The sequence below is a fragment of the Enterobacter cloacae complex sp. ECNIH7 genome (genome assembly GCF_002208095.1).
GTDB classification, from domain to species: Bacteria; Pseudomonadota; Gammaproteobacteria; order Enterobacterales; family Enterobacteriaceae; genus Enterobacter; species Enterobacter cloacae_M.
The window spans coordinates 1,175,837-1,196,258 of the sequence record NZ_CP017990.1; the positions used below are offsets into that span (position 1 = coordinate 1,175,837).

The 20,422-nt window shown below is 55.6% G+C and carries 17 protein-coding genes, 1 pseudogene and 1 other annotated feature; of the genes and pseudogenes, 10 read left to right on the plus strand and 8 right to left on the minus strand.

The annotated features are described in order from the left end of the window. Positions 1-93 precede the first annotated feature (93 nt). Positions 94-1,554: a MocR-like pyridoxine biosynthesis transcription factor PdxR gene (gene pdxR / locus WM95_RS05685; protein ID WP_063409378.1), complete on the plus strand. Its 1,461-nt coding sequence runs from the start codon at positions 94-96 to the stop codon at positions 1,552-1,554. Here the strand turns inward: pdxR and WM95_RS05690 are convergent. The 6 genes from WM95_RS05690 to acrA form a co-directional block, all read right to left on the minus strand. Further along, positions 1,526-1,993 (minus strand): YlaC family protein, encoded by a 468-nt coding sequence (locus tag WM95_RS05690; RefSeq protein WP_023310598.1) that lies wholly within the window; start codon positions 1,991-1,993, stop codon positions 1,526-1,528. The genes pdxR and WM95_RS05690 overlap by 29 nt on opposite strands. Before the next feature lie 117 nt (positions 1,994-2,110). Further along, positions 2,111-2,662 carry a maltose O-acetyltransferase gene (gene maa / locus WM95_RS05695; protein ID WP_023310599.1) on the minus strand — a complete coding sequence of 184 codons (552 nt, stop codon included), beginning with the start codon at positions 2,660-2,662 and terminating at the stop codon, positions 2,111-2,113. A 205-nt stretch (positions 2,663-2,867) separates the two neighbouring features. Next, entirely contained in the window at positions 2,868-3,086 is a 219-nt protein-coding gene (locus WM95_RS05700; RefSeq protein ID WP_008499287.1) for an HHA domain-containing protein, read from the minus strand. A gap of 27 nt (positions 3,087-3,113) precedes the next feature. Further along, a complete protein-coding gene (tomB, locus tag WM95_RS05705; protein WP_008499288.1) occupies positions 3,114-3,488 on the minus strand; it encodes an Hha toxicity modulator TomB in 375 nt (124 codons plus the stop codon). Positions 3,489-3,999: 511 nt separating this feature from the next. After that, complete coding sequence (gene acrB, locus WM95_RS05710; RefSeq protein WP_045356435.1) at positions 4,000-7,146, minus strand: multidrug efflux RND transporter permease subunit AcrB; 3,147 nt, start codon at positions 7,144-7,146, stop codon at positions 4,000-4,002. A 22-nt stretch (positions 7,147-7,168) separates the two neighbouring features. Beyond that, positions 7,169-8,362 (minus strand): multidrug efflux RND transporter periplasmic adaptor subunit AcrA, encoded by a 1,194-nt coding sequence (gene acrA / locus WM95_RS05715; protein ID WP_063409376.1) that lies wholly within the window; start codon positions 8,360-8,362, stop codon positions 7,169-7,171. A 141-nt stretch (positions 8,363-8,503) separates the two neighbouring features. Here acrA and acrR point away from each other — a divergent pair, with 141 nt between their 5' ends. Both acrR and mscK read left to right on the plus strand, forming a co-directional pair. Continuing rightward, a complete protein-coding gene (acrR, locus tag WM95_RS05720; RefSeq protein ID WP_023310602.1) occupies positions 8,504-9,157 on the plus strand; it encodes a multidrug efflux transporter transcriptional repressor AcrR in 654 nt (217 codons plus the stop codon). 113 nt (positions 9,158-9,270) lie between these two features. Further along, entirely contained in the window at positions 9,271-12,618 is a 3,348-nt protein-coding gene (mscK, locus tag WM95_RS05725; RefSeq protein WP_063409375.1) for a mechanosensitive channel MscK, read from the plus strand. 41 nt (positions 12,619-12,659) lie between these two features. Here mscK and rsmS read toward each other — a convergent pair. Both rsmS and priC read right to left on the minus strand, forming a co-directional pair. Next, positions 12,660-12,828: pseudogene (gene rsmS, locus WM95_RS05730) on the minus strand (pleiotropic regulatory protein RsmS); the annotation flags it as partial. Between the two features lie 14 nt (positions 12,829-12,842). Next, positions 12,843-13,370 carry a primosomal replication protein N'' gene (gene priC / locus WM95_RS05735; protein ID WP_063409374.1) on the minus strand — a complete coding sequence of 176 codons (528 nt, stop codon included), beginning with the start codon at positions 13,368-13,370 and terminating at the stop codon, positions 12,843-12,845. A 50-nt stretch (positions 13,371-13,420) separates the two neighbouring features. On the opposite strand from priC, the gene WM95_RS05740 reads away from it, so the two are divergent. The 7 genes from WM95_RS05740 (at position 13,421) to adk (ending at position 20,333) form a co-directional block, all read left to right on the plus strand. Continuing rightward, the gene (locus WM95_RS05740; protein WP_063409373.1) at positions 13,421-13,798 is read left to right on the plus strand and encodes a DUF454 family protein; all 378 of its coding nucleotides are present in this window, start codon (positions 13,421-13,423) and stop codon (positions 13,796-13,798) included. Between the two features lie 150 nt (positions 13,799-13,948). After that, on the plus strand, positions 13,949-14,500 hold the full coding sequence (gene apt / locus WM95_RS05745; protein ID WP_000127359.1) for an adenine phosphoribosyltransferase: 552 nt from the start codon (positions 13,949-13,951) through the stop codon (positions 14,498-14,500). Between the two features lie 88 nt (positions 14,501-14,588). Further along, positions 14,589-16,517: a DNA polymerase III subunit gamma/tau gene (gene dnaX / locus WM95_RS05750; RefSeq protein ID WP_023310607.1), complete on the plus strand. Its 1,929-nt coding sequence runs from the start codon at positions 14,589-14,591 to the stop codon at positions 16,515-16,517. Then, positions 15,847-15,911, plus strand: a sequence feature (DnaX frameshifting element). (Overlaps the previous gene by 65 nt.) A gap of 54 nt (positions 16,518-16,571) precedes the next feature. After that, positions 16,572-16,904 carry a YbaB/EbfC family nucleoid-associated protein gene (locus WM95_RS05755; RefSeq protein WP_003858972.1) on the plus strand — a complete coding sequence of 111 codons (333 nt, stop codon included), beginning with the start codon at positions 16,572-16,574 and terminating at the stop codon, positions 16,902-16,904. Further along, complete coding sequence (gene recR / locus WM95_RS05760) at positions 16,904-17,509, plus strand: recombination mediator RecR (protein WP_023310608.1); 606 nt, start codon at positions 16,904-16,906, stop codon at positions 17,507-17,509. Before WM95_RS05755 ends, recR begins: the two co-directional genes overlap by 1 nt. A 110-nt stretch (positions 17,510-17,619) precedes the next feature. Further along, positions 17,620-19,494 (plus strand): molecular chaperone HtpG, encoded by a 1,875-nt coding sequence (gene htpG, locus WM95_RS05765; RefSeq protein ID WP_023310609.1) that lies wholly within the window; start codon positions 17,620-17,622, stop codon positions 19,492-19,494. A gap of 194 nt (positions 19,495-19,688) precedes the next feature. Further along, positions 19,689-20,333, plus strand: a complete 645-nt coding sequence (gene adk, locus WM95_RS05770; RefSeq protein ID WP_006809841.1) for an adenylate kinase — start codon at positions 19,689-19,691, stop codon at positions 20,331-20,333. Positions 20,334-20,422: the final 89 nt, after the last annotated feature.

Sequence of the window (20,422 nt, forward strand, 5' to 3'; positions counted from 1 at the left end):
CTGTGACGTTGAAAAGATCTCCAGATTAGTGAATTGCTGGTTCCTTAAAAAGAACCACCAGGCTATGTTTTTCTGGTACCACAAGGAGGGAAGATGAATATACCGGGTGATGAGCTTTACGCTTTGCTCCATGCTGCGCTGAAAAAGCGTGGGCAAGAGACGCTCCAGCGCGCGCTCTATCTCGCTTTGCGGGAGGCCATACTGGGCGGAAGGCTTCGGTCCGGCAGCCAGCTGCCCGGTTCGCGAACGCTGGCGCAGCAGATCTCGGTTTCCCTAAACACCGTCAATGCGGCGCTGGACCAGCTCGCGCTCGAAGGCTATTTGCTGCGTAACCGTCAGGGTACGCGGGTGGGGCAATTCGCTCATCGTACGATTGCCCGGGCATTGCCGGATCCTGACGTCAGGCTGACAAAACGGGTCGCCCTGCTGTCCGCGCCCGTGCCGCGCGACACCCCGGTGATGGCGTTTACGCCGGGAACGCCTGCTATTAACTATTTCCCCTTGCCGCTGTGGCGGCGATTGTACGATCGCGTCCTGCGCGAGGAGGGGAGTGCCCTGTTAGGCTATGGCGACCCGGCCGGCGAGCCGTCGCTGCGGGCCGCGATTGCCCGGCATCTCGCCCTGTCTCGCGGTATCGACTGCGACGCCAGCCAGATAGTGATAACCGAAGGAGCGCTTGAGGGCGTCAATCTCTGCACAATGCTGTTAAGCGAGCCTGGCGATGTCGCCTGGGTAGAAAACCCCGGCTATAGCGGGGCAAAGAGTGCGTTTGTTAAAACCGGCCTGGCAATGACGGGAATACCGGTAGATGACGAGGGAATGTGCTGGGAAGGGCTGGATGCGCCCGCTCCTTCACTGATTTTTACCTCACCTTCGCATCAGTTCCCTTGCGGGAGCGTGCTCAGCGCGCGGCGGCGGCTGGCGCTGCTGGAGCTGGCCCGGCAGCACAACGCGTGGATCATTGAAGACGATTACGACAGCGAGTTCCGCTATGCCGGTGAGCCCGTACCGGCGATGCTGGGAATGGTCAATAATGCGCCCGTTGTGTATCTGGGTACGTTCAGTAAAACGCTTTTTCCATCGCTCAGAATGGGGTTCATGGTGTTACCGCCAGCGCTGGCGAAAGCGGCTCGCCCGGCCATCGGCTCGCTGTTGCGCGGGGGGCATCGTGCAGAGCAGCGTACCCTGGCGCTGTTTATTGAAGAAGGTCATTACGCCCGTCATCTTGCCGCCATGCGTCGGCTCTACCGTAAGCGCTACCGCCAGCTGCGTGAGGTGCTGTGCGCAGAGCTTTATTCTCCGCACCGCATTCTGGCTGGCGAAGGTGGAATGCATCTGACGCTGGCGATAGACGGTATTGACGACCAGAGGCTGGTGGAGCAGGCGAGGGCGTTTCAGCTGGCACCCGCTGCGCTGAGCGGGTACTACCTGGAGGTGAAGCAGGGGCAAACCGGTCTGGTTTTAGGTTACGGCAATACCTCTGCTTCTCAGTTTACGCCGGGGATCCGACGCCTGCAGGCGTTAATTACGCAGCAGCAGGGCGGGAAAGGGTAAAAACATCATAGAAAGAGAGCTGGCCTTTGGTGGAGACCATTTTCTGCAGCTTCTCTTTTTGCCCGGCTTCAACCGCCGGAGAGTGCATAATGTTTTCGATCAGCTCTTCTGGCACGTAACGCGTGTTGTACCATTCGCCGTTATAGCAGACCCGAAAATCGAGCACGTCGATATCTTCGTAACGGTAGCGCGGATTCACGTCGAAAAAGAAAAAGGCGTTAAAGACGACAAACAGTACAACCAGCAGCCAGACGGAGTCCACCAGCGTTTCGGACTTCAGCATCACAATCAGCGTCGCCAGCCACGCGGCATACATGGCGACAAACAGTCCAGGATGTTTGCGAATAAAGCTAATGCTAAAGCGCGGGCGATTGTCGCGCTTTTCGCGGAGGTTGAGATCGTCGATGGTGGCGGTAAGCAGGCGCTGTATCTCGGTCATTTTTTGCCTTCATGAGAGTTGACAATACAGGGTGTCTGCCAATTTTAGGGGAGCCATCAGGCTGAAAAAAGTAACAGTCTGGTGCTAAAAGACTATAACAGTTGACTCCCCGCAACCTCACAGCGTTTTGATGATTTTTGCCGGGTTGCCGCCAACGACGACGTTAGCCGGGACGTCTTTCGTCACGACGGCGCCGGAGGCCACCACCACATTATCACCAATGGTGACGCCGGGGTTAATGACCGCCCGGCCACCAATCCAGACGTTATTGCCAATATTGACAGGTTTTCCAAATTCCACGCCGCTGTTTCGTTCTTCCGCGTCCAGGGGATGGGTAGCCGTATAAATATGAACACCCGGCGCGAGCATGCAGTTATCGCCAATATGAACAGGGCAGACATCCAGCATCACGCAGTCGAAGTTTGCATAAAAGTTTTTGCCCAGATAAATGTTATATCCGTAGTCGCAGCGGAAGCTCGGCTCAATATAAGCTCCTGCGCTTTGTCCCAGAAGTTCCGCCAGAATGTTCTGTCGTTCTGTTTTTTCATCAGGCGCGGTGTGGTTATAGCGGTAAACCAGATGGCGGGCCCGCAGTCGGTCAGCCCGTAACGTCTCATCGCCGGGGCGGTAATGTTCACCGGCAATCATTTTCTGTTTTTCTAAGCTCATTGGAAACCTCTCTGGATGTTATTACCGCAGGGTAATCGGAACAGGCCAGAAGGGGAACGTTCCCGAAAAGCCGTTGTGACTGTCGTCACAACATTGCTGCTGATGAACACGTTTTATACGGAGACCTGGCTTACGCACAGGGAGCATAACGGGACAGGTAAATACTCAGAACGAGGCGTAGAACTCTACAGACACCCTTCAAAGATTAACGGACAAATTTCCACACAGAAGTAGGGATTTTGTCATACAGCTTATTCATTGTCAGTTCAGCAAGACGATGGTCAGCGGCTGAATAAAATACCGCCAGTTCATTATCAGAAAGCTCGTATTTATTCTTTTCAATGACGCGCTCGAGCGTGTCAATTGACTGACAACGTCGTAAGCGCATCAAATAATCGATTTTTGTGAGTGGTTTATCAGACATAAATTCACCTTAGTAATTGTAATAATTTTAACAGGAAAGACTCACCGGGTTAGCTCTGCTCACGTTGACGAAACAGCGGAATAGCCGATTTCCCGATTTACGCCATTTTTGCAAATCCTGAGCGTTAATGCCGTAACTGCTGAACAACATAAAGGTGTCGTCCAGGTATTCATCAATTTGCTCAATGAGCTTATTATCTTCATTGTACTTAATTTTATAATTAAGTGCGAAGGTTGCGATATGCTCTATCAGCTCATTCAACTGTAAATTGATGGCAGACGTTGGGTCGTTTACCCAGCCATGGTTGCTTTCATCAAGATTGGCAAGGCAGTCATGGTACAAGGATTCGCAGAGAAATTTCAACTGCGCGATATCATGCCTTTTTGGCGAGTACTCGTCCATAGCGCATCCCCTTCTGAGTGATTTCTTACTCACCGAACATCATTGTCGGGATGGATACAACTGACTTAGCTACATGAGTGCTGTGTTCCTGATAACCTAACTATAAGCCACTCCTTCCTGGATTTCACCGCGCTATTACGAAAAATTACAAATAAAATCCGCAGGCTGGGAGCGTGTACGCAAATGGTCACCCTGGACTCAACGTTTTTATCCAAATTAACGACGGGCTTTTATCGCTTCCTTACGTTTCATCGGCTTAGCAAAAATGATGAGAAAAGTTCAGATTCAGACTTATCTTTGTAAGAACTTCTTATTAGGAATATTCCTAATACTTTAAGCGGGGAAATGAAATTAAAAAAATCCTGAATTCACCGATTAAGGTATCAGTTAATTATGATATGTCTATTTAAGATGGCAGAAAATAAATAGAGCCACAATAAGCGTAATTTATGATTTTTTCTGAAAATGAAAAAGGCCGCTAATGCGGCCTTTTTATCATGTGGAACCGGTATCAGTGAGGTTCTACCGAATGACTGTGCTCAATATCTTCATTTTTACGGCTGAAGCGGCGGCGAACCACCACGAAGAACACCGGTACGAAGAAGATAGCCAGTACGGTCGCGGTGATCATCCCACCCATAACGCCTGTACCTACCGCATTCTGCGCGCCGGAACCCGCACCGGAGCTGATAACCAGCGGCAGTACGCCGAGGATAAACGCCAGCGACGTCATCAGGATTGGGCGCAGACGCATACGAACCGCCTCAAGCGTCGCCTCAATAAGACCTTTGCCTTCTTTCTCCATCAGATCTTTGGCGAATTCAACGATAAGTATCGCGTTCTTCGCCGACAAGCCAATGGTTGTCAGCAGGCCTACCTGGAAGTACACGTCGTTGGTCAGTCCACGGAACGTTGCCGCAAGCAGCGCACCGATAACCCCGAGTGGAACTACCAGCATAACGGAGAACGGAATCGACCAGCTCTCGTACAGTGCCGCCAGACACAGGAAGACCACAATCAGTGAAATGGCGTACAGGGCAGGGGCCTGGTTACCGGACAGACGTTCCTGATAGGACATACCGGTCCAGTCGTAGCCGATACCCGCAGGCAGCTTGCTTGCCAGCTCTTCCATGAGGTTCATGGCTTCACCGGTGCTTCGGCCCGGAGCAGCCTGACCCAGGATCTCCATCGATGGCAGACCGTTATAGCGTTCCAGACGCGGTGAACCGTATTCCCAGCGTGAGGTTGAGAACGCCGAGAACGGTACCATCTGACCATTGCTGCCGCGAACGTACCAGTTGTTAATATCGTTCGGCAGCATACGGTACTGCGCCTCGGACATCACGTACACTTTCTTCACACGACCGCGGTCGATGAAGTCGTTAACGTAGCTACCGCCCCAGGCTGCGCCCAGCGTGGTATTGATATCACTGATGGATACGCCCAGCGCCTGGGCTTTCTCCTGATCGATATCGATTTTGTACTGTGGCGTATCTTCCAAGCCGTTTGGACGCACGCCGACCAGCAGGTCAGGGTGTTTAGCGACTTCACCAAACAGCTGGTTACGCGCCTGCGTCAGTTTTTCGTGACCCAGACCGCCCTGGTCGATCAGCTGGAAGTCGAAGCCGGTTGCGGTACCCAGTTCAACAATCGCTGGCAGGTTAAAGGCGAATACCATCGCATCTTTAATCTGCGAGAAGGTGCCCATTGCACGGCCGGTGATGGCTTCAACCTTGTTCTCTTTGCCCGGACGTTCAGACCAGTCCTTCAGAGAGACGAAGGCAATACCGGTGTTCTGACCGCGACCCGCAAAGCCAAAGCCGTTAACCGCAAACACGGATTCAACGTTGGCTTTCTCTTTGGTGAGGTAGTAATCGGTCATCTCATCCAGCACTTTCTGGGTACGCTCTTGCGACGCACCCGCCGGAAGCTGAGCCATACTCAGGAACACGCCCTGATCTTCGTCCGGCAGGAAGGAGCTTGGCAGACGAACAAACAGGTAGGCCATGCCCACCACGATGATGATATAGAGCAGCAGGTAACGACCGGTGCTGCGCAGGATGTTGCCCACGCTGTCGGTGTAGTGGTGCGTGCTCTTGTCAAACATGCGGTTAAACCAGCCGAAGAAGCCTTTATGCTCGCCGTGACCGCCTTTCTGAATCGGCTTCAGCATGGTGGCACACAGGGCTGGCGTCAGGATCAACGCCACCAGTACCGACAGGGCCATCGCGGAAACGATGGTAATGGAGAACTGACGGTAAATCGCACCGGTAGAGCCTCCGAAGAAGGCCATCGGGATAAATACCGCAGACAGCACCATCGCGATACCGACCAGCGCGCCCTGGATCTGACCCATGGATTTACGGGTAGCTTCCTTCGGCGGCAGACCTTCCTCTGCCATCACACGCTCGACGTTCTCGACCACGACGATGGCGTCATCCACCAGCAGGCCGATGGCGAGCACCATCCCGAACATCGTCAGGGTGTTTATCGAGTAGCCAAATATCGACAGGATCGCAAAGGTCCCGAGCAGAACAACCGGCACGGCAATCGTTGGGATAAGCGTCGCGCGGAAGTTTTGCAGGAACAGGTACATCACCAGGAATACCAGGATGATGGCTTCGATCAGCGTCTTAACCACTTCATGAATCGAGATTTTGACGAACGGCGTGGTGTCGTACGGGTAAACGATTTTCAGACCTGACGGGAAGAACGGTTCCATTCTCTTCAGCTCTGCGCGGATCGCCGTGGCGGTGTCCAGGGCGTTAGCGCCTGTCGCCAGTTTGATACCCAGACCGGAAGCCGGCTTGCCGTTGTACTTCGCGATGATGTCGTAGTTCTCACCGCCCAGCTCAACTTTTGCCACGTCACGCAGGCGAACCTGCGAACCGTCCTGATTCACTTTCAGCAGAATTTTGCTGAACTCATCGGCTGAGGTCAGACGGGTCTGCGCGATGATCGAGGCGTTAAGCTGCTGGCCTTTCACCGGCGGTGTACCGCCTAACTGACCGGCCGCCACCTGGGCGTTCTGCGCTTTAATCGCGCTGATCACGTCAACCGGGGTCAGCTGGAAGTTGTTCAGCTTGTTCGGATCCATCCAGATACGCATCGCGTACTGGGAACCGAACAGCTGCACGTCACCCACACCGGAAGTACGGCTGATGGCGTCCTTCATGTTGGCGCCCACGTAGTCAGAAATATCTTCCTGCGTCATGGTGCCGTTGGTGTTGATAACGCCGACAACCATCAGGAAGCTACTGGACGATTTCTCGACGCTCACACCTTGCTGTTGTACTTCCTGCGGCAGTAAAGGCATCGCCAGCTGCAGTTTGTTCTGCACCTGAACCTGCGCAATGTCAGCATCCGTACCTGACTGGAAGGTCAGGGTGATCTGAACCGTACCGGTGGAGTCACTGTTTGAGGACATGTACATCAGGTTATCGATACCGTTCATGTTCTGTTCGATAACCTGGGTAACGGTGTCCTGCACCGTTTTCGCATCAGCCCCCGGGTAGGTTGCGGAAATTGTCACCGCCGGTGGCGCAATCGTTGGATATTGCGCGACAGGCAGCTTCAGGATCGCAAGTCCCCCGGCCAGCATGATGATAATGGCGATCACCCACGCAAATATGGGGCGATCGATAAAGAAATTAGGCATGTCTTAACGGCTCCTGTTTAAGTTAAGACTTGGTTTGTTCTGACCGGCCAGCGGCCGAAGCTTGTTGTTTATCGTCAGATTTCACTTCCTGTGCTTTAACCTGCGCGCCAGGACGAACTTTTTGCAAACCAGTAACAATCACGCGATCGCCATCTTTCAGACCTTCCGTCACCAGCCATTTATCGCCAATCGCCTGGGTGGCGGTGATATTGCGCGTTTCGACTTTGTCGTCAGCCCCAACAACCAGCGCGCTCGCATCGCCGCGTGGCGTACGGGTGACACCCTGCTGTGGAACCAGAAGTGCGGTTGGATTCGTTCCTTCTTCCAGACGCGCGCGAACGAACATACCTGGCAGCAGATTTTTGTCAGGGTTCGGGAAAATCGCACGTAAGGTGATGGAACCGGTAGTCTGGTCGACCGTCACGTCAGAGAATTCCAGGGTACCTTCCTGCGGGAACTTAATACCGTCGTTGGTAATCAGCTCCACTTTGGCTTTGCCGTTTTCCTGTTTCAAGGTGCCGTTAGCCAGCTCCTGTTTCAGGCGCAGGAAATCGTTGCTGGACTGCGTCACGTCAACGTAGATCGGATCGAGCTGCTGTACGGTCGCCAGCGCAGTAGTTTGCCCGTTTTGCACCAGTGCCCCTTCCGTGACGGAAGATTTACCAATACGACCGCTGATGGGGGAGGTCACTTTGGTATAGGCCAGGTTAATGCGCGCGGTTTCGACGGCCGCTTTGGCTGCCACCACGGCTGCGTTAGCCTGCTGTGCATCCGCCAGGGCGGTATCGTAATCCTGTTGGCTGATGTACTTAGTACCGAGCAGCTTTTGGTAGCGGTTCAACGTCAGCTGAGCAATTTTGGCCGCGGCTTGTGCTTTCGCCAGGTCGCCTTTCGCACTTTCATAAGAGGCCTGATAGGTTGCTGGATCAATCTGATACAGAGACTCACCGGCCTTCACATCACCGCCTTCGGTGAAGTTACGCTTCAGGATAATGCCGCTAACCTGAGGACGCACTTCCGCAATGCGGTAAGCATTGGTACGGCCTGGTAATTCGGTGGTGATTTGTAGAGGTTCAGATTTGAGCGTCACGACGCCTACTTCTGGCGCCTGCTGAGCTCCTTGTTGAGCTGGTTTGTCGTCACATCCTGTTAGCGCTAAGCTGCCTGAGAGCATCAGAACGACCGCCAGAGGCGTTAACCCTCTGTTTTTGTTCATATGTAAACCTCGAGTGTCCGATTTCAAATTGATCAAGGGTCCTGAGTCTAAAAACCCATTGCTGCGTTTATATTATCGTCATGCTATGGTACATACATTCACAAATGTATGTAAATCTGACTCCTGTAAATTCACCCACCTATGGCACGAAAAACTAAACAACAAGCGCTGGAAACCCGACAACACATTCTGGATGTGGCAATACGTTTGTTCTCGCAGCAGGGTGTTTCATCCACCTCGCTGGCGCAGATTGCTCAGGCTGCCGGTGTGACGCGAGGAGCGATTTACTGGCATTTTAAAGATAAGTCAGATCTGTTCAGTGAAATCTGGGAGCTTTCAGAGTCCAGCATTAGCGATCTCGAGAGTGAGTATCGGGCAAAATTCCCTGACGATCCACTCTCAGTATTGAGAGAAATATTAGTATATATCCTTGAAGCAACGGTAGTTGAAGAACGTCGCAGATTAATGATGGAGATTATTTTTCATAAATGCGAGTTTGTGGGCGAGATGGCGGTGGTGCAGCAGGCGCAACGCAGCCTTAGCCTGGAGAGCTATGATCGTATTGAACAGAATCTTAACCTCTGTATGCAGGCAAAACTGTTACCGGCCAATCTCTTGACCCGACGGGCGGCAATCCTGATGCGCAGCTACATTTCCGGTCTGATGGAAAACTGGCTTTTCGCGCCGCAATCCTTTGACCTCAAAGAGGAAGCCCGCAGCTACGTGGCGATTTTACTGGAAATGCTACAGCTCTGCCCCACGCTGCGCAGCGACGCGCCTTCGCTAACGGCCTGATCCCTTTCCAGGATTTATCTCAGAGGATAACGTTCGCGCTATTCTGCTTTCAGCGAGCGTGATATTCTTCACGCCGGACTATTTTCGGTCATCTTCTGACATCATTCACAACTATGCTGCCCATCAATCGCTCGCAACATCCTGTTTTTGCATTGCTTTTTGCGATGCTGTTTTTCTTCGCTACGGCGCCGCTGACCTGGGCCCGCGCCGATAACAGCAACGATATTCCCTCGCGCGGCGATGTTCAGTCGCAGCTCGACACGCTGAACAAACAAAAAGATCTCTCCCCTCAGGAGAAACTCGTCCAGCAGGATCTGACGGAAACGCTGGAAACGCTGGATAAAATTGAACGCATCAAAGCGGAAACCGTCCAGCTTCGCCAGAAGGTGGCGCAGGCCCCTGAAAACATGCGTAAGGCCACCGAAGCGCTGAATGCTCTCAGCGATGTGGATAACGACGACGAGACGCGCAAGACGCTCTCGACGCTCTCCTTACGTCAGCTGGAGTCCCGCGTCGCACAACTGCTCGACGACCTGCAAACCGCGCAGTCGGATCTCGCAACATATAACAGCCAGCTTGTCTCTCTGCAGACCCAGCCCGAGCGCGTGCAAAACGCGATGTACGCCGCGTCTCAGCAGCTGCAGCAGATCCGCAACCGTCTGAACGGCACGACGGTAGGCGAAGGTACGCTGCGCCCGACGCAGCAAAGCCTGCTGCTGGTTCAGCAGACCTTGCTCAATGCGCAAATCGAACAGCAGCGTAAAAGCCTGGAAGGTAATACGGTGCTGCAGGACACGCTTCAGAAACAGCGTGATTACGTCACCGCGAACATTAATCGCCTGGAACACCAGCTTCAGCTGTTGCAGGAGGCGGTAAACAGCAAACGCCTGACCCTGACGGAAAAAACCGCCCAGGAGGCCGTATCGCCTGACGAAACCGCCCGCATTCAGGCGAATCCGCTGGTGAAACAGGAGCTCGAGGCCAACCACCAGCTTAGCCAGCGCCTGATACTGGCGACGGAAAACGGCAACTCGCTGGTTCAGCAAAATATCAAAGTGAAGAACTGGCTGGATCGCGCGCTGCAGGCTGAGCGCAACATCAAAGAGCAGATTGCGGTCCTGAAGGGCAGCCTCCTGCTGTCGCGTATTCTCTACCAGCAGCAGCAGACGCTCCCGTCCGCCGATGAGCTGGAAGACATGACCAACCGCATTGCGGATTTACGTCTGGAACAGTTTGACGTCAACCAGCAGCGCGATGCCCTTTTCCAGAGTGATGCCTTTGTCGCCAAAATTGAAGAGGGGCATTCCAGCGACGTGAACCCGGAAGTGCACGACGCGCTGCTCCAGGTCGTCGATATGCGTCGCGAGCTGCTGGACCAGCTCAACAAACAGCTGGGCAACCAGCTGATGATGGCCATTAACCTGCAAATCAACCAGCAGCAGCTGGTGAGCGTCTCGAAAAGTCTGCAGGAGATCCTGACCCAGCAGATTTTCTGGGTGAACAGCAATAAACCGATGGACTGGGACTGGGTCAAATCCTTCCCGGAGACGCTGAAAACGCAGATTAAGAGCATGAAGATCACCGTAAACTGGGAGAAAGCCTGGCCTGCGGTCATGATTGCTTTCCTGGCCGGTTTACCGCTGCTGCTGATTGCCGGCCTGATCCGCTGGCGTCTGGGCTGGCTGAAAAAATACCAGGCGAAGCTGGCCTCCGAAGTGGGGCAGCTGCGCAACGATAGCCAGCTCCATACGCCAAAAGCGATTCTCATCGATCTCATCCGCGCTCTGCCGGTGTGCCTGATTATTCTGGCTGTGGGCCTGATTCTGCTCACCATGCAGCTCAACGTCAGCGATCTGCTGTGGGCGTTCAGTAAAAAGCTGGCGCTGTTCTGGCTGGTGTTTGGCGTGTGCTGGAAGGTGCTGGAAAAAGACGGCGTGGCGGTGCGTCATTTCAACATGCCAGCGCAGCTGACCAGCCACTGGCGTCGTCAGATTGTGCGCATTAGCCTGGCGCTCCTGCCGCTGCACTTCTGGTCGGTTGTCTCTGAGCTTTCTCCGCTGCACCTGATGGATGACGTGCTGGGCCAGCTGGTCATCCTGCTGAACCTGCTGCTGATTGCGATCCTGATGTGGCCGATGTGCCGCGACAGCTGGCGTGATAAAGAGTCCCACAATATTCGCCTGGCCACCGTAACGGTGCTGGCGATCATTCCGCTGGCGCTGATGGTGCTGACGGCAACGGGCTACTTCTATACCACGCTGCGCCTGTCCGGGCGCTGGATTGAAACGGTCTATCTGGTGATCGTCTGGAACCTGCTCTATCAGACCGTGCTGCGCGGCCTGAGCGTGGCGGCTCGCCGTATCGCCTATCGCCGTGCTATCGCGCGTCGTCAGCATCAGGTGAAAGAAGGGGCCGAAGGCGCGGAGCCGCAGGAAGAGCCGACCATCGCGCTGGAGCAGGTTAACCAGCAGACGCTGCGCATCACCATGCTGGTGATGATCGCCCTGTTTGCGGTGGTGTTCTGGGCTATCTGGTCCGATCTTATTACCGTTTTCGCCTATCTCGACAGTATTACCCTCTGGCAATACAACGGTACCGAAGCGGGCGCGGCGGTCATGAAAAGCGTGACCATGGGCAGCCTGCTGTTTGCGCTGGTGTCGTCGGTGGTAGCCTGGGCGCTGATCCGCAACCTGCCAGGCCTGCTCGAAGTTCTGCTCCTGTCACGTCTGAATCTTCGCCAGGGGGCGTCCTACGCCATTACCACGATCCTCAACTACGTGATCATTATTGTCGGGGCGATGACGGTCTTTGGCTCGCTTGGCGTCTCGTGGGATAAACTGCAGTGGCTGGCGGCGGCCCTCTCGGTCGGTCTTGGTTTTGGCCTGCAGGAGATCTTCGGTAACTTCGTGTCCGGCCTGATCATCCTGTTCGAACGTCCGGTACGAATCGGCGATACCGTCACCATCGGCACGTTCTCGGGAACGGTCAGCAAGATCCGTATTCGCGCCACCACCATCACCGACTTCGATCGCAAAGAGGTGATCATCCCGAACAAAGCGTTCGTGACCGAGCGCCTGATCAACTGGTCGCTCTCCGATACGGTGACGCGCGTGGTGATCCGCCTGGGCGTAGCCTATGGATCGGATCTGGAGAAGGTGAAAGAGGTGCTGCTGAAGGCGGCGTCAGAACATCCGAAAGTGATGCACGATCCGGCTCCGGCGGTCTTCTTCACCACCTTTGGGCCGAGCACGCTGGATCACGAGCTGCGTTTATACGTGCGCGAGCTGCGCGACCGCAGCTATACGGTGGATGAACTTAACCGCTCTATCGATCGTCTGTGTCGTGAAAACGATATTAATATCGCCTTCAACCAGCTTGAGGTTCACCTGCGTAACGAGAAAGGTGATGAGCATACGGAAGTGAAGCGCGACATTAAGGGTGATGATCCTACGCCTGCATAATCTATTTTCCCTCTGCCCTCAGGGGCGAGGGAACGATTTTCCCCCTCTCCCTCAGGGAGAGGGCCGGGGTGAGGGTAATTTACCTTCAAAATCCCGCCGTACAATCTCCAGCGCCTTAAGTACCGTTTCGGCGGGGATCTCATGATTCTCCAGCAGCATAATTAAATCGACGGCCAGCTTGACCTCATCGGGTGCATTTTCCAGTGACATAGATGTGGCTCCTGTTAACGGGTCAGGCGTTCAATCACGCGCTCAATTTCATCCAGCGCCTGACGGCAGCGAACGATGCGTCCTTCCAGTGCGCTAATCTCGCGCATCAATAGCTGCTGCTCTTCCAGCGTTTCGCTGTTGTTCAGGCGCGTTTCGCGCTCGCGCTTCATCTCAAACAGCCGGCGCTCAAACTCCTGGTTCTCCAGCCGCTTGCGCTGCCATTTACCGAGCCCCGGCGAGGCGCTGTCCCAGGCGCGCAGCGGCCAGGCGGCGATTTCGCGATGCAGAGCGGTGATCTGCTCTGTGAGATGCTCCGCAAGCCACGCCACCTGTTCCTGCTGTTCACTCTCAACCGCATGGCGAAGCTCGTCGAGGTTGGTCTGCGCTTCTGCCAGATAATCCTGAATGACGGTGCTGCGGGTACGAAAAAGCTGCCGGTCAAAGCGCGGTTTCAGCGTGGCGTGCCCCATCAACGGTGTAGCCTGCTCCCGCAGAGCAACGAGCTGATTTTGCAGCCTCTCAAGAAGCAGTGCTGTTTTCAAGGCGCTCTCCAGTGGTAAAGTAGCCGTTCAGTTTGATAACGATTCGCATTATGAAGCGTATTATTTTAATCATCATTGGCTGGCTCGCGGTAGTGCTTGGCACGCTGGGCGTGTTTTTACCCTTGCTGCCGACCACGCCGTTTATCCTGCTGGCTGCCTGGTGCTTCGCCCGCTCGTCGCCGCGTTTTCACCACTGGCTGCTCTATCGCTCATGGTTTGGCGGCTATCTACGGCACTGGCAAAAACACCGGGCCATGCCGCCCGGCGCGAAGCCGCGCGCGATCGCGGTGATCCTCATCACCTTCGCTATTTCATTATGGCTGGTGAAAATGATGTGGGTACGTATTCTTCTGCTGGCGATCCTCTCCTGCCTGCTTATCTTCATGTGGCGGATCCCCGTGGTTGATGAAAAGCAACAAAAGCACTGAAGCCTTATCATGACTGTTGCAATTATTGCGCACAGCCAGTAAATTCGACCGTTTTCGAGCACAGGTGCGCCTGGTCAAAGGTTAAACAATTGTTGCCTTGGCCGACTCGTTGCGCGCTGTGAGTAACACTGTTTCATTTAGGCAAAACCGATGACCGCAACTGCACAGCAGCTTGAATATCTGAAAAACAGCATCAAAAGCATCCAGGACTATCCAAAGCCTGGCATTCTTTTCCGTGATGTCACCAGCTTGCTGGAAGACCCGAAAGCGTACGCGCTCAGCATTGAACTGCTGGTCGAGCGTTATAAAAACGCCGGGATCACCAAAGTAGTAGGTACCGAAGCCCGTGGCTTCCTGTTTGGCGCACCGGTTGCGCTGGCGATGGGCGTGGGTTTTGTGCCGGTGCGTAAGCCGCGCAAACTGCCGCGTGAAACCATTGCTGAGAGCTATGAACTGGAGTACGGCACCGATCAGCTGGAGATCCACGTTGATGCGATCAAGCCTGGCGACAAGGTGCTTGTGGTCGACGATCTGCTGGCAACCGGCGGTACCATTGAAGCGACCGTGAAGCTGATTCGTCGTCTGGGTGGGGAAGTGACCGACGCGGCATTCATCATCAACCTGTTCGATCTCGGCGGTGAACAGCGCCTGGAAAAACAGGGCATCACCAGCTACAGCCTGGTGCCTTTCCCGGGTCATTAATCCCGGTTTTCACAACCTCGCTCAATGGGTGAGGTTGTGATAGCATTCCCCTCCATAAATTCACCTTCCAGCGTTGCAGAGCCTGCCCATGAGTTATCAGGTGTTAGCCCGTAAATGGCGACCACAAACCTTTGCTGACGTTGTCGGTCAGGAACATGTGCTGACGGCCCTGGCGAACGGCTTGTCGCTAGGTCGCATCCATCACGCCTATCTTTTCTCCGGCACCCGCGGCGTAGGTAAGACCTCTATTGCCCGTTTGCTGGCAAAAGGTCTCAACTGCGAAACCGGGATCACCGCCACGCCGTGCGGCGTATGTGATAACTGCCGCGAGATCGAGCAGGGGCGTTTTGTCGATCTGATCGAGATCGACGCCGCCTCGCGCACCAAAGTGGAAGATACCCGCGATCTGCTCGATAACGTGCAGTACGCCCCGGCGCGCGGCCGCTTCAAGGTCTACCTGATCGATGAAGTGCACATGCTGTCGCGCCACAGCTTTAACGCCCTGCTGAAAACGCTGGAAGAGCCGCCCGCGCACGTGAAGTTCCTGCTGGCGACCACCGATCCGCAAAAGCTGCCTGTCACCATCCTGTCGCGCTGCCTGCAGTTCCACCTGAAGGCGCTGGACGTTGAGCAGATCCGCGCGCAGCTTGAGCACATTCTTGATGAAGAAAAAATTGTCCACGAACCGCGCGCCCTGCAGCTGCTGGCCCGCGCGGCGGACGGCAGCCTGCGTGATGCGCTCAGCCTGACCGACCAGGCGATTGCCAGCGGTGACGGCAAGCTCTCCACCGAGGCGGTCAGCACCATGCTCGGCACGCTGGATGACGATCAGGCGTTGTCGCTTATCGAAGCGATGATCGCCGCCAACGGCGAACGCGTGATGTCGCAGGTGAATGCCGCCGCTGCCCGGGGTATCGAATGGGAAGGGCTGCTGGTTGAGATGCTCAGCCTGCTGCACCGCGTGGCGATGCTGCAGCTTTCTCCGTCCGCCATCGGTGCGGATATGGCCGCTATTGAACAGCGGATGCGTGAGCTTGCCCGCACCGTGCCGCCTGCCGACGTGCAGCTGTATTACCAGACGCTGCTGATAGGCCGCAAAGAATTACCGTTCGCGCCGGATCCACGGATGGGCGTTGAAATGACGCTGCTGCGCGCGCTGGCATTCCATCCGCGCATGCCATTGCCGGAGCCGGAAGCGCCGCGGCAGTCTTTCGCGCCGGTCGCCCCTACGGCGGTGATGTCGCCGCAGCAGGTGCCGCCGCAGCCGACGCCGCCGCCACAGCAGAACGTTCCGCTGTCGGATGCCACCAGTTCGGTGCTTGCCGCACGCAGCCAGCTGCAGCGTGCGCAGGGAGTAACCAAACCAAAAAAGAGTGAACCGGCAGCGCCAGGAAGAGCGCGGCCGGTGAACAACGCCGCGCTTGAACGTCTGGCCTCGGTAACGGAGCGCGTACAGTCGCGTCCTGCACCGTCTGCGCTCGAGCAGAAAGCCCCGGTGAAAGAAGAGGCTTACCGCTGGAAGGCAACCACCATCACTGAAACGGTGAAGGAAGAGGTCGCCACGCCGAAAGCGCTGAAAAAGGCGCTGGAGCATGAGAAAACGCCGGAGCTTTCCGCGAAGCTTGCCGAAGAGTCCATTGCGCGCGACGCCTGGGCCGCCGAGGTCAGCAAACTCCAGCTGCCGAAGCTGGTCGAGCAGGTCGCGCTGAATGCCTGGAAAGAGCAGGACGGCAATCAGGTGCGTTTGCACCTGCGTCCGGGTCAGCGGCACCTCAATTCCCCTGGCGCGCAAAAGGCGCTGGCGGAGGCGCTCACCGCATTACAGGGCGCACCGGTTGAATTGACTATCATTGAAGATGATAATCCGGCAGTGAAAACGCCGCTTGAGTGGCGCCAGGCCATTTATGAAGAAAAGCTCGCGCAGGCGCGCGAGGCGATTATTGCGGATAACAACATTCAGACCCTGCGCCGGTTCTTCGACGCCGATCTGGATGAAGAGAGTATCCGCCCCATTTGATCGTGAGTCTGACTTACGGTTGTAATCCTTAAACGTGAAAGAAGAGAGAAGCCTATGTTTGGTGGAAAAGGCGGTCTGGGTGGCCTGATGAAGCAGGCTCAGCAGATGCAGGAAAAAATGCAGAAGATGCAGGAAGAGATCGCTCAGCTGGAAGTCACGGGTGAGTCCGGTGCCGGGCTGGTCAAAGTGACCATCAACGGTGCGCACAACTGCCGTCGCGTGGAAATCGACCCGAGCCTGCTCGAAGACGACAAAGAGATGCTTGAAGATCTGGTTGCAGCCGCGTTTAACGATGCCGCTCGCCGTATCGACGAAACTCAGAAAGAGAAAATGGCCTCTGTTTCCAGCGGTATGCAGCTGCCGCCTGGCTTCAAGATGCCATTCTGATGCAAACCAGTCCGCTGCTCACGCAGTTAATGGAAGCACTGCGCTGCCTGCCGGGCGTTGGCCCGAAGTCGGCGCAGCGCATGGCGTTTACGCTATTGCAGCGCGACCGCAGCGGCGGGATGCGCCTGGCGCAGGCTTTAACCCGCGCCATGTCAGAAATTGGTCACTGTGCGGATTGCCGCACTTTTACCGAGCAGGAGGTGTGTAACATCTGTACGAACCCGCGTCGTCAGGAAAACGGTCAGATTTGCGTGGTGGAGAGTCCGGCGGACATCTACGCCATCGAACAAACCGGGCAGTTTTCCGGCCGCTACTTCGTGCTGATGGGGCATCTCTCCCCGCTGGACGGTATTGGCCCGGATGATATCGGTCTTGATCGCCTTGAACAGCGTCTTGAGTCCGAAACCATCAAAGAGGTGATCCTCGCCACCAACCCAACGGTGGAAGGGGAGGCAACCGCCAACTACATCGCCGAACTGTGCTCGCAGTACGGCGTTGACGCCAGCCGCATCGCCCACGGCGTGCCGGTGGGCGGCGAGCTGGAAATGGTCGACGGCACCACGCTGTCGCACTCTCTGGCCGGACGTCACAAGATTATTTTCTGACCAAACGGAGGCTGCGCGCGCGGCCTCCGCTTGAAAATTTCCCCCCTTATCCCCATCTCTCACTCAACGTTTTAAAACCCCATTAAATGGCATTGTTGAGGTCGACATAGATGAAAGGACAAGAAACCCGTGGTTTCCAGTCAGAAGTAAAACAGCTTCTGCACCTGATGATCCATTCCCTGTATTCCAACAAAGAAATTTTCCTGCGTGAGCTGATTTCCAACGCCTCGGACGCGGCGGACAAGCTGCGCTTCCGCGCGCTGTCTAACCCGGACCTGTACGAAGGCGACGGCGAGCTGCGCGTGCGCGTCTCGTTCAATAAAGAGAACCGCACCCTGACCATCGCCGATAACGGCATCGGGATGAACCGCGACGAGGTGATCGACCACCTCGGCACCATCGCCAAATCCGGCACCAAAGCGTTCCTCGAGTCCATGGGCTCTGACCAGGCGAAAGACAGCCAGCTCATTGGCCAGTTCGGCGTCGGTTTCTATTCGGCGTTTATCGTGGCCGACAAAGTTACCGTGCGCACCCGTGCGGCAGGCGACAGCGCCGAGAACGGCGTGCTGTGGGAATCCAAAGGGGAAGGCGAGTACACCGTTGATGACATCACCAAAGCGGATCGCGGGACCGAAATCACCCTGCACCTGCGCGAAGGGGAAGACGATTTCCTGAATGACTGGCGCGTGCGCTCCATCATCAGCAAATACTCCGATCACATCGCGCTGCCGGTTGAGATTGAAAAACAGGAAGAGAAAGACGGTGAAACCGTGGTTTCCTGGGAGAAGATCAACAAGGCGCAGGCGCTGTGGACGCGCAACAAGTCTGAAATTAAAGACGACGAGTACAACGAATTCTACAAGCACATCGCCCACGACTTTACCGACCCGCTGACCTGGAGCCACAACCGCGTGGAAGGTAAGCAGGAGTACACCAGCCTGCTGTACATTCCGGCACAGGCACCGTGGGACATGTGGAACCGCGATCACAAGCACGGCCTGAAGCTGTACGTGCAGCGCGTGTTCATCATGGACGACGCCGAGCAGTTCATGCCGAACTACCTGCGCTTTGTGCGCGGTCTGATAGATTCCAACGATCTGCCGCTGAACGTTTCGCGTGAAATTCTGCAGGACAGCACCGTCACCCGTAACCTGCGCAACGCCCTGACCAAACGTGCGCTGCAGATGCTGGAAAAACTGGCGAAAGACGATGCTGAAAAATATCAGACCTTCTGGAAACAGTTCGGCCTGGTGCTGAAAGAAGGCCCGGCAGAAGACACCGCGAACGTTGAAACCATCGCCAAACTGCTGCGCTTCGCCTCTACGCACACCGACTCCTCCGCGCAGACCGTGTCGCTGGAAGAGTACGTCTCCCGCATGAAAGAAGGGCAGGAGAAGATCTACTACATCACCGCCGACAGCTACGCGGCGGCGAAGAGCAGCCCGCACCTGGAGCTGCTGCGTAAGAAAGGCATCGAAGTGCTGCTGCTTTCTGACCGCATCGATGAGTGGATGATGAACTACCTGACCGAGTTCGACGGTAAGGCGTTCCAGTCCGTAGCCAAAGCCGACGAATCCATCGACAAGCTGGCGGATGAAGTGGACGAAAGCGCGAAAGAAGCCGAGAAGGCGCTGGAGCCGTTCGTTGAGCGCGTGAAAACCCTGCTGGGCGAGCGCGTGAAAGAGGTGCGCTTCACGCACCGTCTGACCGACACTCCGGCGATTGTCACCACCGATGCCGACGAAATGAGTACTCAGATGGCGAAGCTGTTCGCTGCGGCGGGCCAGGCGGTACCGGAAGTGAAATATATCTTTGAGCTTAATCCGGATCATCCTCTGGTGAAACGCGCGGCGGATACCCAGGACGACGCCCGCTTTGCCGAGTGGGTTGAACTGCTGCTGGATCAGTCCCTGCTGGCCGAGCGCGGCACGCTGGAAGATCCTAACCTGTTCATTAAACGTGTGAATGCGCTGCTGCTGGCGTAATTGAGCACGCCTCCCCTGGCCTTCTCCCTCTCCCGTGGGAGAGGGCCGGGGTGAGGGCACCAGACCACACTAACCCAAATAATCTCCCCTCGTTAACCGTTTCAGCCTTCCCGCCTTCCTTGAGCGATGCCCGTTCTGGTGGTATTGTTTAGCGCTTTTGAAAAATTGAAACGACTTTTGAGGGGATTTTCGCAATGCGTATTATTCTGCTTGGCGCTCCGGGCGCGGGTAAAGGAACTCAGGCTCAGTTCATCATGGAGAAATACGGTATTCCGCAAATCTCCACCGGTGACATGCTGCGCGCCGCTGTAAAATCTGGCTCCGAGCTGGGTAAACAAGCGAAAGACATCATGGACGCAGGCAAGCTGGTGACCGACGAGCTGGTTATTGCTCTGGTCAAAGAGCGCATTGCTCAGGAAGATTGCCGTAACGGTTTCCTTCTGGACGGCTTCCCGCGCACCATTCCTCAGGCTGACGCCATGAAAGAAGCGGGCATCAACGTGGACTACGTTCTGGAGTTCGACGTGCCGGACGAGCTGATCGTTGACCGTATCGTTGGCCGTCGCGTACACGCTGCTTCTGGCCGCGTTTACCACATCAAATTCAACCCACCTAAGGTTGAAGGCAAAGACGACGTGACCGGCGAAGAGCTGACCACCCGTAAAGACGATCAGGAAGAGACCGTGCGTAAACGCCTGGTGGAATACCATCAGATGACCGCGCCGCTGATCGGCTACTACACCAAAGAAGCGCAGGCGGGTAACACCAAATACGCCAAAGTTGACGGCACCAAAGCCGTGGCTGACGTACGTGCAGAGCTGGAAAAAATCCTCGGCTAATCGCGCGCCTCTCACCCGGGCTCCCGGGTGAGAAATATTCTCATCTTACCTATTACAGCAATGGGTTTCGTTTAAACGCATTTCCGCTA